Origin of the sequence: Actinotalea lenta, assembly GCF_030586465.1 — a bacterium.
In the GTDB taxonomy this organism is placed as follows: Bacteria; Actinomycetota; Actinomycetes; order Actinomycetales; family Cellulomonadaceae; genus Actinotalea; species Actinotalea lenta.
The window spans coordinates 2,012,848-2,026,880 of sequence record NZ_JAUQYP010000001.1 but is presented as its reverse complement, the minus strand read 5'-3'; the positions used below and the strand labels follow the sequence as shown (position 1 = coordinate 2,026,880).

At 73.1% G+C, this 14,033-nt stretch carries 15 protein-coding genes and 1 pseudogene; 8 read left to right on the top strand and 8 right to left on the bottom strand.

All coding sequences use genetic code 11. From position 1 onward, the window contains the following. Window positions 1-147, bottom strand: a pseudogene (locus tag Q6348_RS09680) (N-acetyl-gamma-glutamyl-phosphate reductase); the annotation flags it as partial. Window positions 148-303: 156 nt separating this feature from the next. On the opposite strand from Q6348_RS09680, the gene Q6348_RS09675 reads away from it, so the two are divergent. Together Q6348_RS09675 and Q6348_RS09670 are read left to right on the top strand one after the other, a co-directional pair. Continuing rightward, on the top strand, window positions 304-1,290 hold the full coding sequence (locus Q6348_RS09675) for a quinone oxidoreductase family protein (RefSeq protein ID WP_304601087.1): 987 nt from the start codon (window positions 304-306) through the stop codon (window positions 1,288-1,290). A 112-nt stretch (window positions 1,291-1,402) separates the two neighbouring features. Further along, entirely contained in the window at window positions 1,403-2,704 is a 1,302-nt protein-coding gene (locus Q6348_RS09670; protein WP_304601086.1) for a TrpB-like pyridoxal phosphate-dependent enzyme, read from the top strand. Between the two features lie 140 nt (window positions 2,705-2,844). Here Q6348_RS09670 and pheT read toward each other — a convergent pair whose 3' ends face one another. Continuing rightward, on the bottom strand, window positions 2,845-5,448 hold the full coding sequence (pheT, locus tag Q6348_RS09665; protein ID WP_304601085.1) for a phenylalanine--tRNA ligase subunit beta: 2,604 nt from the start codon (window positions 5,446-5,448) through the stop codon (window positions 2,845-2,847). Then, window positions 5,448-6,515, bottom strand: a complete 1,068-nt coding sequence (gene pheS / locus Q6348_RS09660) for a phenylalanine--tRNA ligase subunit alpha (protein WP_304601084.1) — start codon at window positions 6,513-6,515, stop codon at window positions 5,448-5,450. Before pheS ends, pheT begins: the two co-directional genes overlap by 1 nt. A gap of 320 nt (window positions 6,516-6,835) precedes the next feature. Between pheS and Q6348_RS09655 the strand changes: the two genes are divergently transcribed. From Q6348_RS09655 to Q6348_RS09645, 3 genes are read left to right on the top strand one after another with little or no spacing between them, the layout of a single operon-like run. Next, on the top strand, window positions 6,836-7,081 hold the full coding sequence (locus Q6348_RS09655; RefSeq protein ID WP_304601083.1) for a FeoA family protein: 246 nt from the start codon (window positions 6,836-6,838) through the stop codon (window positions 7,079-7,081). Beyond that, window positions 7,078-9,009 carry a ferrous iron transporter B gene (feoB, locus tag Q6348_RS09650; protein WP_304601082.1) on the top strand — a complete coding sequence of 644 codons (1,932 nt, stop codon included), beginning with the start codon at window positions 7,078-7,080 and terminating at the stop codon, window positions 9,007-9,009. Before Q6348_RS09655 ends, feoB begins: the two co-directional genes overlap by 4 nt. Then, window positions 9,006-9,560: a NifU family protein gene (locus Q6348_RS09645; protein ID WP_304601081.1), complete on the top strand. Its 555-nt coding sequence runs from the start codon at window positions 9,006-9,008 to the stop codon at window positions 9,558-9,560. Before feoB ends, Q6348_RS09645 begins: the two co-directional genes overlap by 4 nt. Here Q6348_RS09645 and thpR read toward each other — a convergent pair. Next, window positions 9,527-10,108, bottom strand: coding sequence for an RNA 2',3'-cyclic phosphodiesterase (gene thpR / locus Q6348_RS09640; protein ID WP_304601080.1), 582 nt, complete (start codon window positions 10,106-10,108; stop codon window positions 9,527-9,529). The genes Q6348_RS09645 and thpR overlap by 34 nt on opposite strands. A 190-nt stretch (window positions 10,109-10,298) precedes the next feature. Here thpR and Q6348_RS09635 point away from each other — a divergent pair, with 190 nt between their 5' ends. Further along, on the top strand, window positions 10,299-10,595 hold the full coding sequence (locus Q6348_RS09635) for a PspC domain-containing protein (RefSeq protein ID WP_304601079.1): 297 nt from the start codon (window positions 10,299-10,301) through the stop codon (window positions 10,593-10,595). A 21-nt stretch (window positions 10,596-10,616) separates the two neighbouring features. Here the strand turns inward: Q6348_RS09635 and Q6348_RS09630 are convergent, their stop codons facing one another. Genes Q6348_RS09630 through infC form a run of 4 tightly spaced genes read right to left on the bottom strand, consistent with a single transcriptional unit; the run spans window position 10,617 to window position 13,054 of the window. Next, the gene (locus Q6348_RS09630) at window positions 10,617-11,435 is read right to left on the bottom strand and encodes a TrmH family RNA methyltransferase (RefSeq protein ID WP_304601078.1); all 819 of its coding nucleotides are present in this window, start codon (window positions 11,433-11,435) and stop codon (window positions 10,617-10,619) included. A gap of 25 nt (window positions 11,436-11,460) precedes the next feature. After that, window positions 11,461-11,844, bottom strand: a complete 384-nt coding sequence (gene rplT, locus Q6348_RS09625) for a 50S ribosomal protein L20 (protein ID WP_304601077.1) — start codon at window positions 11,842-11,844, stop codon at window positions 11,461-11,463. Between the two features lie 55 nt (window positions 11,845-11,899). Next, window positions 11,900-12,094, bottom strand: a complete 195-nt coding sequence (gene rpmI / locus Q6348_RS09620; RefSeq protein WP_304601076.1) for a 50S ribosomal protein L35 — start codon at window positions 12,092-12,094, stop codon at window positions 11,900-11,902. A 51-nt stretch (window positions 12,095-12,145) separates the two neighbouring features. After that, window positions 12,146-13,054: a translation initiation factor IF-3 gene (gene infC, locus Q6348_RS09615; protein ID WP_304601075.1), complete on the bottom strand. Its 909-nt coding sequence runs from the start codon at window positions 13,052-13,054 to the stop codon at window positions 12,146-12,148. A 262-nt stretch (window positions 13,055-13,316) separates the two neighbouring features. Between infC and Q6348_RS09610 the strand changes: the two genes are divergently transcribed. Together Q6348_RS09610 and Q6348_RS09605 are read left to right on the top strand one after the other, a co-directional pair. Continuing rightward, window positions 13,317-13,676, top strand: coding sequence for a DUF1844 domain-containing protein (locus tag Q6348_RS09610; protein ID WP_304601074.1), 360 nt, complete (start codon window positions 13,317-13,319; stop codon window positions 13,674-13,676). A 52-nt stretch (window positions 13,677-13,728) separates the two neighbouring features. Then, on the top strand, window positions 13,729-14,033 hold a 305-nt coding region (locus tag Q6348_RS09605), incomplete at its 3' end, for a hypothetical protein (RefSeq protein ID WP_434062050.1).

Genomic DNA, 14,033 nt, shown 5'->3' with positions numbered 1-14,033 from the left:
CTGGTGCGCACCGAGGGGATCGCCGGCGTGCGAGTGGGCCGTCACGGCACCGATCTCGACCTCCGGATGACGGGCGAGCAGGCGGAGGACCTCTCCTCCGGCGTAGCCGCTGGCGCCGGAGACCGCCACAGTGATCGTCACATGCATGACTATACAGCCCAATGCATACTCCGTGAGCGCTGCGCGGCCCGCGATGATCGGACCCGGCCGATCATCGTGCCGAGCACCGCCCGATCCAGCGGAGAACGGGTGATCGTGGCGGCTCGGGACGCGCGGACCGGCCCGGCGGCGTTGACTGGCGTCATGCGTGCCGTGCGAGCTACCACACCCGGCGGGGCCGACGTGCTCCGCGTCGACGAGCTGCCCGACCCCACGCCCGGTGAGGGGCAGGTGCAGGTCCGCCTTGCTGCAGCGGGCCTGAACTTCATCGACGTCTACCGGCGCGAAGGCCGCTACCCGATGGACTTCCCGCACGTCGTCGGAGCCGAGGGCGCAGGCGAGGTGACCGCGGTCGGCCCCGGGGTCGCCGACGTCGCCGTGGGCGACCGCGTGGCGTGGACGGACGGCAACGCCGGGTCGTACGCGGAGCTGGTCGTGGTCGAGGCGGACCGGACCGTGCCGGTACCGCGGGACGTGGCGCTGGAGGTCGCAGCCGCCCTCATGCTGCAGGGCATCACGGCGCACTACCTCACGACCGACACGGCGCCGGTGCACCCCGGGCAGCACGTGCTCGTGCACGCAGGTGCCGGTGGGGTCGGGCTCCTGCTCACCCAGCTCGCCGTCGCCCAGGGCGCCCGGGTCCTCAGCACCGTGTCCACGGACGAGAAGGCCGCCCTGTCCCGCGGTGCCGGGGCGGCCGAGGTGCTTCGCTACGACCGGTGCCTCGACCTGACCACCGAGCTGCCGGCCTGGGTGCGGGAGCACACCGACGAGGTCGGGGTCGACACCGTCTTCGACGGCGTGGGCAGAGCGACGTTCGACGCCTCGCTGGCGAGCCTGCGGGTCCGGGGTGCGCTGGTGCTGTTCGGCGGCGCGAGCGGAGCAGTGCCACCGTTCGACCCCATGCGGCTGTCCCAGGGCGGTTCACTCTTCCTCACCCGACCGAGCATGGCGCACCACATCCGGGATCGGGCCGAGCTCACCGCACGCACGGACGACCTGTTCACCAGGGTGGCCCACAGGTCCCTGGACGTCCGCATCGGCGCCCGGTTCCCGCTGGATCGGGCGGCCGACGCACACCGCGCACTGGAAGGCCGGACGACCACGGGCAAGGTGCTGCTCGTTCCCTGAAACGCGGCCCGGAGCGCGGACACGCAGCACTAGGGTGCGGTGCGCAGCCGGTCTCCCCGGCCGGCCGCGCACCGCAGCCACGCGCGACACCGCGCCGAGCCGGAGGGCCACGATGACCGACCCCACCGCCCCCTCGACCGCTCCCGAGCCCTGGGGCACGGCGGTGCCCTCCGACGTGCCCACCCACTGGTACAACCTCGCAGCGGACCTTCCCGAGCCGCCGCCCCCCGCGCTGCATCCGGGCACCCGCGAGCCGCTCGGGCCGGACGACCTGGCACCCCTGTTCCCGATGGCGCTGATCATGCAGGAGGTGTCCACCGAGCGGTACGTCGAGATCCCTCAGGCCGTGCGCGAGGTCTACGCCCTGTGGCGCCCGTCGCCCTTGATCCGTGCGCGCCGCCTGGAACGCGCTCTGGGGACACCCGCCAAGATCTTCTACAAGTACGAGGGCGTCAGCCCGGCCGGCTCGCACAAGCCGAACACGGCCGTCGCGCAGGCCTACTACAACGCCGCGGAGGGCATCACCAAGCTCACCACCGAGACGGGTGCCGGGCAGTGGGGCGCTTCGTTGTCGATGGCCTGCGCGCTCTTCGACCTCGAGTGCGAGGTCTGGCAGGTGCGCGCCTCCTACGACTCCAAGCCCTACCGCCGCATGCAGATGGAGGTCTACGGCGGCACGTGCCACCCTTCACCGTCGGAGCTCACGCAGGCCGGTCGCGCGATGCTGGCGGCCGACCCGGACACCACGGGATCGCTCGGCATGGCGATCAGCGAGGCGGTCGAGGCCGCGGCCACGAACCCCACGGCGCACTACTCGCTCGGCTCGGTGCTCAACCATGTGCTCCTGCACCAGACCGTGATCGGCCAAGAGGCGCTCGCCCAGCTCGATGAGATCGGCGAGAGCGCCGATGTCGTGTTCGGGTGCGCGGGCGGCGGGTCGAACCTGGGCGGGCTGACCTTCCCCTTCCTCGGCCGGAACCTGCGCGAGGGCACCACGACCAGGGTTGTGGCCTGCGAACCTGCGGCGTGCCCGTCGCTCACCCAGGGGGAGTACCGCTACGACTTCGGGGACGTCGCGGGGCTCACCCCGCTGCTGAAGATGCACACCCTCGGCAAGGACTTCGTGCCTCCGCCGATCCATGCGGGCGGCCTGCGCTACCACGGCATGGCGCCGATGGTCTCGCACGCCAAGGAGCTGGGGTTGCTGGACGCGATCGCGATCGACCAGGACGCCGCGTTCGCCGCGGGCCTCGAGTTCGCCCGGGCGGAGGCGATCATCCCAGCCCCGGAGTCGACCCACGCCGTCGCGGGTGCGATCGCCCACGCCCGGCAGGCCACCACTGACGAGACCATCGTCATCGGACTGTCCGGCAACGGCGTCCTGGACCTCCCCTCCTACTCCAGCTACGTCTGACCCACCCGGCCCCCGGGGCGTGATCAAGGAATCCGCGCACATGCGCTGGGCGTGATCAAGGAATCCGCGCACGCGACGTGAGCACGAATTCCTTGATCACCATCTGGGGTGGGGGGTCCTCCGGTGAAGGTCCTCGGGGGTCAGCTGCGGAGGATGGCGTTGCAGCGGCGGGCGGCCTCGGCGATGGCGCCCTCGCGGACGGCCACGATCTCCTCGTTGGTGAGCGTGCGGTCACCGGCGCGCAGGCGCAGGGCGAACGCCAGCGACTTGCGCCCCTCACCCAGCTGGGCGCCGCGATAGACGTCGAAGAGGCGAAGGTCCTCCAGCACGTCGCCCACCGCCGTGCCGGTCGCGCCAGCCCGTACGGCCGCCGTCAGGTCCGCCGCGGTCACCGACTCCGCCACGACGAGCGCGAGGTCCTCCTTGGCCAGGGGGTAGGTCGAGATCGGGACGGCCTGCCGGGGGCTCGCCGGTACGGCGGCGACCAGGGCGTCCAGGTCGACCTCGAACGCCGCCGCGCGGGCCGGCAGGTCGAGCGTCGCCGCGACGGTCGGGTGCAGCTCGCCGGCGTGCCCCACGACGGTGTCGCCGACGAGGATCGCCGCGCACCGGCCCGGGTGCCAGGGCATCGGGCCGTCCGCCCGCACCGTCACGTCCACGCCGACAGCCCGGGCCACGGTCCGCGCCGCCTCGATCGCATCCGTGTGATCCGCCGGACGCCCCGGCCCCCACCACCCGGCGGGCTCCCGCCGCCCTGCGACCACACCGGCGACATGGCGCGGCTGGGACGGGACCGCACCCTCGATGCGCGCCAGCACCTCGTCACCCGGATGCGTGCCGCCGGTCGGCGCCGGCGCCGCGGCCCCGTCCGACTTCGTGACCAGACCGATCTCGTACAGCGCGACGTCGCCCGTACCCCGCGACACGTTGCGTCGCGCCGTTGACAGCACGGTGAGCAGCAGCGAGGTCCGCATCAAGGGCTGGTTCTCGGCCAGCGGGTTGACCAGCCGCGCGGCGCGGCGCCGCTCGTCGTCGGCCGGTAGCCCGAGCGCGTCGAGCTCCGCGTCTCCGACGAACGGGTAGGACAAGGTCTCCACCCATCCGGCGTCGGCGAGCGCGTCCGCCACACGCCGACGCAGGCGCTGGCCCTGGGTCAGCCCGCGACCGGCTGGTGCCGCCGGCAGCACGGAGTCGATCCGGTCGTAGCCCTGGAGCCGCGCGACCTCCTCGACGAGGTCAACAGGGACCTGCAGGTCCGGCCGCCAGGACGGCACCGTCACGTCGACGACCTCGCGGCCGTCGTGGGCGCGCACCGGACCGAGCTCGCAGCCCAGGTCATGCAGGGTGCCCAGGACCTCCTCGGCGGTGTACGGGACACCGACCACCCGCGCGGGGAGGTCGAGCGGCAGGGTGATCGTCACCGGCTCGGCGGGCGACCCGACGTCCGTCAGCTCGCCAGTGACCTCACCACCTCCGTAGGTGGTGATGAGCTCGGCGCACCGGCGCACCGCAACCCGCTGGAGCTGCGGGTCGACGCCGCGCTCGAAGCGCTTGGCGGCCTCCGAGGGCAGCTTGTGGCGCCGCGACGTGCGGGCCACGGTGATCGGGTCGAAGTGCGCCCCCTCGATGAGCAGGTCGGTCGTGGCCGCCGACACCTCGGTCTCCGCCCCGCCCATCACGCCGGCCAGGCCCAGGATGCGACTCCCGGTCCCGTCTGGCGAGTCGGTGATGAGCAGGTCTTCGGGGTCGAGCCGACGCGTCACGTCGTCCAGGGTGGTCAGCTGCTCCCCCGCCGCGGCGCGACGCACCACGATGGGCGCCGCAAGGCTCGTCAGGTCGTAGGCGTGCAACGGCTGGCCGAGGTCGAGCATGACGTAGTTGGTCACGTCGACCGCGAGCGAGATCGGGCGCATCCCCGCCTGGGTGAGACGGCGCTGCATCCAGCCGGGCGACGGGCGCGTGGGGTCGACCCCGCGGACGACCTGCGCGACGAAGCGGTCGCAGCCCGGCGTGCCGTGGATGGGTGCGTCGTCGGCCAGCTCCACCGGGAAGCCGCCCGACGCAGGGGTGAGGTCGCCAGCGGTCGCGAGCGCCGGGTCGCGGAACGGCGCGCCCGTGGAGTGCGAGTACTCGCGGGCCACGCCCCGCATCGAGAAGCAGTAGCCACGGTCGGGCGTGACGTTGATCTCCAGGACCTCGTCGGCCAGGCCGAGCAGCGAACGCGCGTCCGCGCCCGGGACCAGAGCCGCTGACTCGAGGCCGTAGCGGCGCACGGCGGCGTCGTCGAGCACCAGGATGCCGTCGTGCTCGTCCCCGATCCCGAGCTCACGCACCGAGCAGATCATCCCGTCCGAGACGTGCCCGTAGGTCTTGCGCGCCGCGATCGGGAAGGGACCGGGCAGCGTGCTGCCAGGCAGCGCGACGACGACGAGGTCACCCGCGGCGAAGTTGTGCGCGCCGCACACGATGCCGCGCGACGGCGGGCCCTCCGGGTCGACGGGGTTGACCGCGTTGTGCTCCGGCCCGACGTCCACCGTGCACCAGTGGATCGTCTTACCGTTCTTCTGTGGCTCGCCGACCTCGGTCAGCACCCGGCCCACCACGAGCGGGCCGGACACGGCGGCGGGGTGGATCGCCTCCTCCTCGAGCCCGACCCTGACCAGGTCCGCGGCGAGCGTCTCGGCGTCGGTGCCGCCGCGCAGGGCGACGTGCTCGGCCAGCCAGGGCAGCGGGATGCGCGGCATCAGATGGTCCCCTCGAGCTGGAGGGAGAACCGCACGTCGCCCTCGACGATGTCGTACATGTCACCGATCCCGTGCCGCAGCATGAGGGTGCGCTCGATGCCCATGCCGAATGCGAAGCCCTGGTACACGTCGGGGTCGACGCCGACCGAGCGCAGCACGTTGGGGTTGACCATCCCGCACCCGCCCCACTCGATCCAGCCCGGGCCGCCCTTCTTCTGGGGGAACCACAGGTCCATCTCGGCGCTCGGCTCCGTGAAAGGGAAGAACGAGGGGCGCAGGCGGGTGCGGGCCTCGGGGCCGAACATCGCCCGCGCGAAGTGGTCCAGCGTGCCCTTGAGGTGCGCCATCGTCAGGTGCGTGTCGATCGCCAGGCCCTCCACCTGGTGGAACACCGGGGAGTGCGAGGCGTCCAGCTCATCGGTGCGGAACGTGCGTCCGGGGCACGCGATGTACACCGGCAGGTCGCGCTCGAGCAGTGAGCGCGCCTGGACCGGCGAGGTGTGGGTGCGCAGCACCAGGCCGGAGGGACCGGCGTCCGGGCCCTCGGGGTGCTCGACGAAGAACGTGTCCTGCATCTGGCGGGCCGGATGGTCCACGCCGAAGTTGAGGGCGTCGAAGTTGAACCACTCGGCCTCGAGCTCCGGGCCCTCGGCAATCTCCCAGCCCATCCCGACGAAGAAGTCCGCGATGCGCTCCTGCACCCACGAGATCGGGTGCCGGGCGCCGGCCGGCCGCCGGTCGGTGGGCAACGTGACGTCCACGGCCTCCTCCCGCAGCACGCGGGCGTCCCGGTCCGCCTCGAGCGCGCTCTGACGCGCGGCGAACGCCTGGTTGACCCGCCCGCGCGCCGCACCGATCCGCTTGCCCGCCTCGGCCTTCCGGGTCGCTTCCAGGCCGCCGATGGCCCGGTTGGCCAGGGCGAGCGGGCTGCGGTCGCCGACGTGCGCGATCCGGGCCTGCTTCAGTGCGTCGAGGTCCTCGGCGGCGTCGAACGCGGCGAGGGCGGCCTCGACGGCGGTATCGACACCCTCGGCGTCCAGGGGGGACAAGGGGGCGGTCTCAGACATGCGTGCGCGAGCCTTTCGGGCGGGTCGGGGTGGTCACGGCAGCCCGCCGTGGGCCTCGGGGCGCGACCGTCAGCCGCACAGCCCACCGGCGGGCTGCGTAAATCGACGGCCGCCGGATCCACGGCCGCCGGATCCACAGCCATGCGCCTCGGTCCGCACCACGGGCCTCATCCTGCCACAGCAGGGCCGAGGCCCTTGGGGGCGTCCCGAGGCGGGACCTTCAACCCGGACTTGTTTAGGTAAGGCTGCACTAACCTAGGTGCCGGCCGGTCCGACCGACCGGCACGACCACCGCCAGGCACATCCCACCCGGAGACACGATGGCACGCCGCAATGCCCCCGCCGACCGGCTCGCGCGACTGCGCACCGGCGATGCCGCGACGGTCGCCGAGATCTGCGAGTGCGACCCGGCTGTGCGGTGCCGGCTCCGCGACCTCGGGATCACCGCCGGCGCACCGGTCGTCTGCGTGCGACGAGCCCCCTTCGGCTCCCCCGTCGTGTACCGGATCGGCGAGAGCGACCTGTGCCTGCGCAGCGACCTCGCGGAGCTGGTGGTCGTGCGGTGAGTGCCACCTGTCACGACGCGGGTGCCGCCTCGGCACCCGCCGGGGCGGCAGAGATCGCGCTCGTCGGCGCGCCGAACGTCGGCAAGTCCAGCGTCTTCAACCACCTCACCGGGCTGCGCGTGAAGACCGCCAACTACCCCGGCGTGACCGTGACCCGGTCCAGCGGCCGGATCGAGGCCAGGGGCGGGATGCCGTCCGTCGGCGTCACCGACCTGCCCGGGACCTACGGCCTCACGCCGCTGAGCCCGGACGAGCAGGTCGTCGCCGACCACCTCGCCGGCCGTCTGCCCGGCGCGCCGCCCCCGGACGCCCTGGTGCTCGTGGTGGACGCGACCACGCTGCGCCGCTCGATGTCGCTGGTCGCCCAGGCCGCGGCGAAGGGTCTGCCGTGCGCTGTGGCCCTGACGATGACGGACGAGCTGCGGTCCGCGGGCGGTGACGTCGACGCCGTGGAGCTCGGCCGAGCCCTCGGGATGCCGGTGGTCGAGGTCGTCGGGCACCGGGGTCGCGGGGTCCCAGCGCTGCGCGACGCCATCCTCGCCTGGCGGACCTGGGAACGCCCGGTCCTCCCGCCACCGGTCGACGACGACGACGAGCTCGCGGCCTGGACGACGTCCGTCCTCGGGGCCGCCGGGTATCGCGCGGCAACCCTGCCGCGCCGCTCCCGCGGGATCGACCGGGTGCTGCTGCACCCGCTCGGCGGCCTGCTGGCGTTCCTCGTGGTGATGGCCGTGTTCTTCCAGACCATCTTCGCGGTGGCCGCCCCCCTCCAGGGTCTCGTCGAGGGCGCGTTCTCGCGGCTGTCCGACGCCGCGTCGGCGGCGATCGGTCCCCCGCTGGTAGCGGACTTCGTCAGCACCGCCCTGATCGGTGGCGTCGGCGGTGTGCTCGTGTTCCTGCCCCAGATCGCCCTGCTGTTCGTGCTCCTGGCGCTCCTCGAGGGGTCCGGCTACCTGGCCCGGGCCGCGGTGCTGATGGACCGGGTCATGGCGGTGACAGGGCTGGACGGGCGCGCGTTCGTGTCGATGCTCTCCTCGGTCGCGTGCGCAGTCCCGGGGATCATGTCCACCCGCACCATGCCGTCCTCGCGGGACAGGCTGGCGACGATGCTCAGCGCGCCGCTCATGCCATGCTCGGCGCGGCTGCCGGTGTACCTGCTGCTGGTCGGCATGCTCGTGCCGTCCGGCGCGACGTGGGGGCCGTTCGGCGCCCAGGGGCTCGTGCTGTTCGGGCTCTACCTGCTGGGGGGCCTGTCCACGCTGGTCGCGGCGGCTGTGCTCACCAAGACCGCCCTGCGCGGGGGTGGGTTGCCCTTCTACCTCGAGCTGCCGCCCTATCGTGTGCCGTCGTGGCGGACGGTCCTGCACGCCGTCGGCGGTGCGGTCGGGACGTTCCTGCGCAAGATGGCGACGGTGATCCTGGCGGCCTCCGTGGTGCTCTGGGCGCTGCTCTCGTTCCCGTCCCGGCCGGCCGAGACCGCCGGCATGGACCCGGCCGACGCCTCCGCCTACGTCCTGGACCACAGCTGGGCGGCATCGCTCGGCCACGCGGTGCAGCCCGTGTTCGAGCCACTCGGCTTCGACTGGCGCATCGACGTCGGCCTCCTCGGCTCGATGGCGGCCCGCGAGGTCTTCGTCTCCACCATGGGACAGGTGGCGACCGCCGAGAACCCGGACTCCCCGTCGACGGCGTTGCAGGAGCTGACGTGGACCGAGGGCCCCCGCGCGGGCCAGCCCCTCTTCACGGCGCCGACCATCGCGGCGCTGCTGGTCTTCTTCGTCTATGCGCTGCAGTGCTTCGCCACGATCGCGGTGCTGCGGCGGGAGTCCAACTCGTGGCGGTGGCCGGCGCTCGCGTTCACCTACATGGGGGTGCTGGCGTGGGTGATGGCCTGGGCGGCGCGAAGCCTGGTGGGGGTGCTCGGATGACCGAAGCAGTGCACCCCGAGCGCACCGACGACCCCACGACGCTGCTGTGGCGGTTCGGCCAGGGCCTCGACGGCGTAGCGCAGGACTGGGACGCCTGCGTGCGTGCCGCCTTCGCCCCGCTCGTCTCGGCACACGTGGTCGGCGCCGTGCGGGCCGAGCGCGACGCCGTGCGCGTCACCCTGCGCCCGGGTCACAGCTGGACCACGCAGGCACGTCAGGTCCGCACGGCCGCGCAGCGGGCCGCGGCCCTCCTGCGCCGCGGTGCCGCAGACGCGGACAGCCGCCGCCGCGCCCTCGAGGCGGCCGCCCGCGACGCCCTGGACCAGGTCATCGGCCCCTACGCCGCCGGGCACGGCGGAGACGTCCGCCTGGTCGACGTCGGGCCGGACGTGGTCAGCGTCCGTCTTGCCGGGGCGTGCCACGGCTGCCCGGCTGCGGCGCTGACGGTGCACGCACGACTCGAGGGGCTGATCCGCCGCCGTGCCCCCTGGCTGGCAGCCGTCGAGGTGGTGGACGCTCAGCCCAGCGGGTGGCTGGCGCGCGTGTCGTAAAGCGGCCCGCCGCCCCGCCCGGCCCCGGGCCACGACTGCTCGAGCAGCAGGGTGTCGACGGTCCAGGTGGGCCCCTCGTACAGCGCCAACGCGTGCACGAGTCGGTCCACCGCCGTCGGCGTCACGCGGCGCCACACCCGCCGGCGGGGTTCGGCGACGACCCGGCCCACCGTCAGGTGCGGCCGCAGACGCTCCCTGTCGCGGAAGGCGCTGATCGACTCCCCCGCGGCACGCGCGCGTGCCGCGAGGGTCGCCATCGCGTCGAGGTCCCCGGCCGCGCCCACCCAGACCGTCCGACCCGCGAACACCCCGGCGCCGCGCAACCGCAGCGAGAAGGGTGGGACGCCTGCCGCGACCTCTGCCAGGGCGTCGGCGAGCTCATCGGCGGCCCCGTCCGGGACCTCGCCGTAGAACGCGACCGTCAGGTGCCAGTTCTCCTCAGCCGTCCACCGCACCGGGAGCTCCGCGCCGGCCGTCGCGAGCACCAGGGCGTGGCGCAGGTGATCCAGGACGGGCACGGGCGGGCGGAGCGACGCGAACAGGCGCACGCCCCAGGCTCTCACCCGACGCCCGCCCCGTGTGCGCGTCCACCGGACGTCACGGTCCACGGCCCGGCTCTCAGGGCCGGATCAGGGACGGATCAGGGTCCCGCCCCGATGTGCGCGCCGCTGTCCGGCGCCCATGCTGTCGTCGTGCCGGGCCCACCGGTACGACGACCTGCGAGAAGGAAGCACCACGATGATCCACGACCAGATGGCCCAGCAGGGCCTCGTCCGCCCCGAGCAGGATCGGGTCCTGGCCGGGGTGTGCGCCGGGCTGGGGCGCCGGTTCGGGCTGGACCCCTGGCCGACCCGCCTGCTGTTCATCCTGATCCTGATGATCCTGCCCGGGAGCCAGATCCTCATCTACCCGGTGCTGTGGATCCTCATGCCGTCGGAGCGCGCCCTGCGCGGTCCGCAGCCGTACCAGCAGCGGCCGTACCAGCCCTACCCCACGCAGCAGACGTACCAGCCCTACCCCACGCAGCAGCCCTGAGCCTGCGCCCGCGGGCACGTCTCAGCGCTGCGCGCGGGCGGAGGCGTACAGGCACAGCGCAGCGGCCGTCGCCAGGTTCAGCGACTCGGCGGCGCCCCGCAGGGGTATGCGCACGACGCCGTCGGCTCGCGCGACGTCCTCGGCCGGCAGCCCCCACGCCTCGTTGCCGAACAGCCACGCCGTCGGTGCCCGCAGGTCCGTCCCGGCCGGGGCGTCGGAGGCTGCGGCATCGAGAAGGTCGTCGAGGTCGAGGGCGCCGCCCCCGTCGGCCGCGAGGACCTGGAGCCCGAGGCCGCGCACGCTCACGAGGACCTCGGGCAGGTCGCCGGAACGCATCACGGGCAGGTGGAAGAGCGAGCCCGCGGTCGAGCGGACGACCTTGGGGTTGAACAGGTCGACCGATGCTCCGGCGAGGATCACGGCCGAGGCTCCAGCAGCGTCGGCGGTGCGGATCACCGTGCCCGCGTTGCCAGGGTCGCGCACCGCGGCCAGCACCGCCACGAGGCGGGGGTGAACGAGCTCGTCGATGGTCGACGACCAGGTCCTGACCACCGCGAGGACACCCTGGGCATCCCGGGACATGGTGTCCAGCACCTCGCTCGCGCTGAGCCACACCGGCACGTCGGCGCCGCGAGCAGCAGCGAGGATCTCCGGGTACCTCTCGGCTGCGCCGACGGTGAGGTACAGGTCGCGCACCCGCTCGGGCATGTGCCGCACGGCCTCACGCACGGGTTGCGGACCCTCGACGAGGAACAGACCCCGCCGGTCACGCACCGGACGCCCGGCCAGGGCCCGTACCGACCTGACCCGCTCCGCGCGGGGGTTGGTCAGCTCGGGCACGGCCGGGCGTCCGGGATGATCGTGCTCAGGCGGCCGACGGCGCGTTGACGTCGGCGGGCAGCGCGTCCTTGGCGACCTGCACCAGCGCGTTGAAGGCCGGGGTGTCGTTGACGGCCAGGTCCGCCAGCACACGACGGTCGACCTCGACGCCCGCGAGCTTGAGGCCCTGGATCAGCCGGTTGTAGGTCAGGCCCTGCGCACGCGACGCCGCGTTGATCCGCTGGATCCAGAGCTTGCGGAAGTCGCCCTTGCGAACCTTGCGGTCGCGGTAGGCGTACACGAGCGAGTGGGTGACCTGCTCCTTGGCCTTGCGGTACAGCCGCGAACGCTGACCGCGGTAGCCGCTGGCCCGCTCCAAGGTCGAACGACGCTTCTTCTGGGCGTTGACCGCCCGCTTCACGCGTGCCACGTGATGCTCCTTTCCGGGGCTCACAGGTGACGGCGGGGCGCAGGGCCCCGCGCGGTCACTTGCCGAGCAGCTTCTTGATCTTGGGGACGTCGGCAGCGGCCACCGGCTGGTCGGAAGCCAGGCGGCGGGTCAGGCGGCTCGGCTTGTGCTCGAACAGGTGACGGGCGCCCGCCTGCTCGCGCATCAGCTTGCCGGACCCGGTCACCCGGAACCGCTTCTTCGCACCGCTGTGCGTCTTGTTCTTCGGCACTGGGGGTGCCCTCTCTGTGTCAGGCCGCCGGGCTGGCGGCACGGGTGGGGGTCAGCTCTTCGGAGCCCGCGGCCGCGGGGAAGGCTTCGGCGCGGAACCTGCCGCCGGACGGCCGCTCGCAGGCGTCGGCTTCGGCGACGGCACCTTCGCGGGCTGGGCCGCTGCCGAGGCCTGGGCGCTCGCCGGAGCCGTCGCCTGGGTCTGCTCAGCCGGAGCCTGCTCAGCCGGAGCCGGAGCCTGCTCAGCCGGAGCCTGCTCAACCGGAGCCGGAGCCTGCTCAACCGGAGCCGGAGCCTGCTCAACCGGAGCCGGAGCCTGCTCAGCCGGAGCCTGCTCAGCCGGAGACTGCTCGGACGCCTTGGCGGCCTCGGCCTCGGCCTCGCGGGCCCTACGCCGCTGCTCGTTCTTGACGTCCGCCTTCTTCTTCGTCGGGCCGAGCACCATGATCATGTTCCGCCCGTCCTGGCGCGGCATGCTCTCGATGGTGCCGAGGTCGGACACGTCGTCCGCCAGCCGCTGCAGCAGGCGCACACCCATCTCGGGGCGGGACTGCTCGCGTCCGCGGAACATGATCATGACCTTGACCTTGTCCCCGGCCTTGAGGAACCGCTCGACGTGGCCCTTCTTCGTGCCGTAGTCGTGCGGGTCGATCTTCAGCCGGAAGCGGATCTCCTTGAGCACGGTGTTGGCCTGGTTACGTCGGGCCTCGCGCGCCTTCATGTCCGCTTCGTACTTGTACTTGCCGTAGTCCATGAGCTTGCAGACCGGCGGGCGGGCGTCCGGGGCGACCTCGACCAGGTCGAGGTCGGCCTCCTGCGCCAGCCGCAGCGCGTCCTCCACGCGGACGATGCCGACCTGCTCGCCGTTCGGACCGACGAGGCGGACCTCGGAGACGCGGATCCGATCGTTGATGCGGGGCTCGCTGATGTGGGACTCCTCGTACGTCGTCGGGATGACCACCGGCAACGAGAAAGGCCCCCGCTGTCGAGCGCGAGCGGAGGCCTGAGTCCTGCACGACGTCATGGCTGTACGCCGCACACGGTCTCGCGCGAACGAGACCGCTGGACCGAACCCGGTACCTGTCGAGCTGGCGGCGGGTCACCGCCGGGCTCCGTCGGCGCCTGGGTGGGAAGGACTCCACTTGTGCACCGGACCGCTCACGCACAGACGAGAGCGGACCGGTTGGTCGGGCGCCATGTTATCACCTGCGAGGATCGACCCCATGAGCACCCCCCAGCAGCCGGAGCCCGACGAGGCCCGTGACATCGCCGACGTCCCAGCCGTGGAGATCATCACGACGGCGGCCGTCCACCTCATGAGCGCAGCCGCCGTCAAGTGCGGCCTGGCCCCCGACACCGAGCAGCGAACCGGCACCGACATGATGGACCTGGACGAGGCACGCACACTGATCGTCGCGCTCGCCGGCCTCGTCACGGCATCGGCGCCCGACCTCGGCAACCAGCACGCGCGTGCCCTGCGGGACGGCCTGAAGTCTCTCCAGCTGGCCTTCCGGGAGGCGTCGCCCTTCCCCGACCCGGTGGGCGAAGGGCCTGGCGAGGACCTCACAGGTCCCGTGGGGTGACGTGCGCCACGTCACCGCGAACCACACCTCCCCGCCACTTATCCTGGACGGCGTGAGCGACCCGAGCGACGTGCGCGCCTCCACCCAGCGGGCGGTGCCACCTCGCGTGCCCGTGCCGCGGGCCGCCTCGCGCCCGGCTGGCGAGGCGGACGAGGCCGGGGGTGCGACCAAGCCCTCCGATGCGCACGACGCGACGCCGAGCCACGAAGCGGGCGACCCGGCACGGCACTCACGCCGCGCGGGGCCACCGCCGCACGAACCTGCCGCACGGCCGCGGCCAGGTCGCGGCCTGCGCATCACGACGGCCCTGGTGGGCCTGGCAGCACTCGCCCTTGCCGCCGGCACCGCCTACCTGTG

Coding starts and splice junctions, on each gene's coding strand:
- Q6348_RS09675 (WP_304601087.1), top strand. CDS start 304: ATGCGTGCCGTGCGAGCTACCACACCCGGCGGGGCCGACGTGCTCCGC.
- Q6348_RS09670 (WP_304601086.1), top strand. CDS start 1,403: ATGACCGACCCCACCGCCCCCTCGACCGCTCCCGAGCCCTGGGGCACG.
- pheT (WP_304601085.1), bottom strand. CDS start 5,448: ATGCCGCGCATCCCGCTGCCCTGGCTGGCCGAGCACGTCGCCCTGCGC.
- pheS (WP_304601084.1), bottom strand. CDS start 6,515: ATGTCTGAGACCGCCCCCTTGTCCCCCCTGGACGCCGAGGGTGTCGAT.
- Q6348_RS09655 (WP_304601083.1), top strand. CDS start 6,836: ATGGCACGCCGCAATGCCCCCGCCGACCGGCTCGCGCGACTGCGCACC.
- Q6348_RS09645 (WP_304601081.1), top strand. CDS start 9,006: ATGACCGAAGCAGTGCACCCCGAGCGCACCGACGACCCCACGACGCTG.
- Q6348_RS09635 (WP_304601079.1), top strand. CDS start 10,299: ATGATCCACGACCAGATGGCCCAGCAGGGCCTCGTCCGCCCCGAGCAG.
- Q6348_RS09610 (WP_304601074.1), top strand. CDS start 13,317: ATGAGCACCCCCCAGCAGCCGGAGCCCGACGAGGCCCGTGACATCGCC.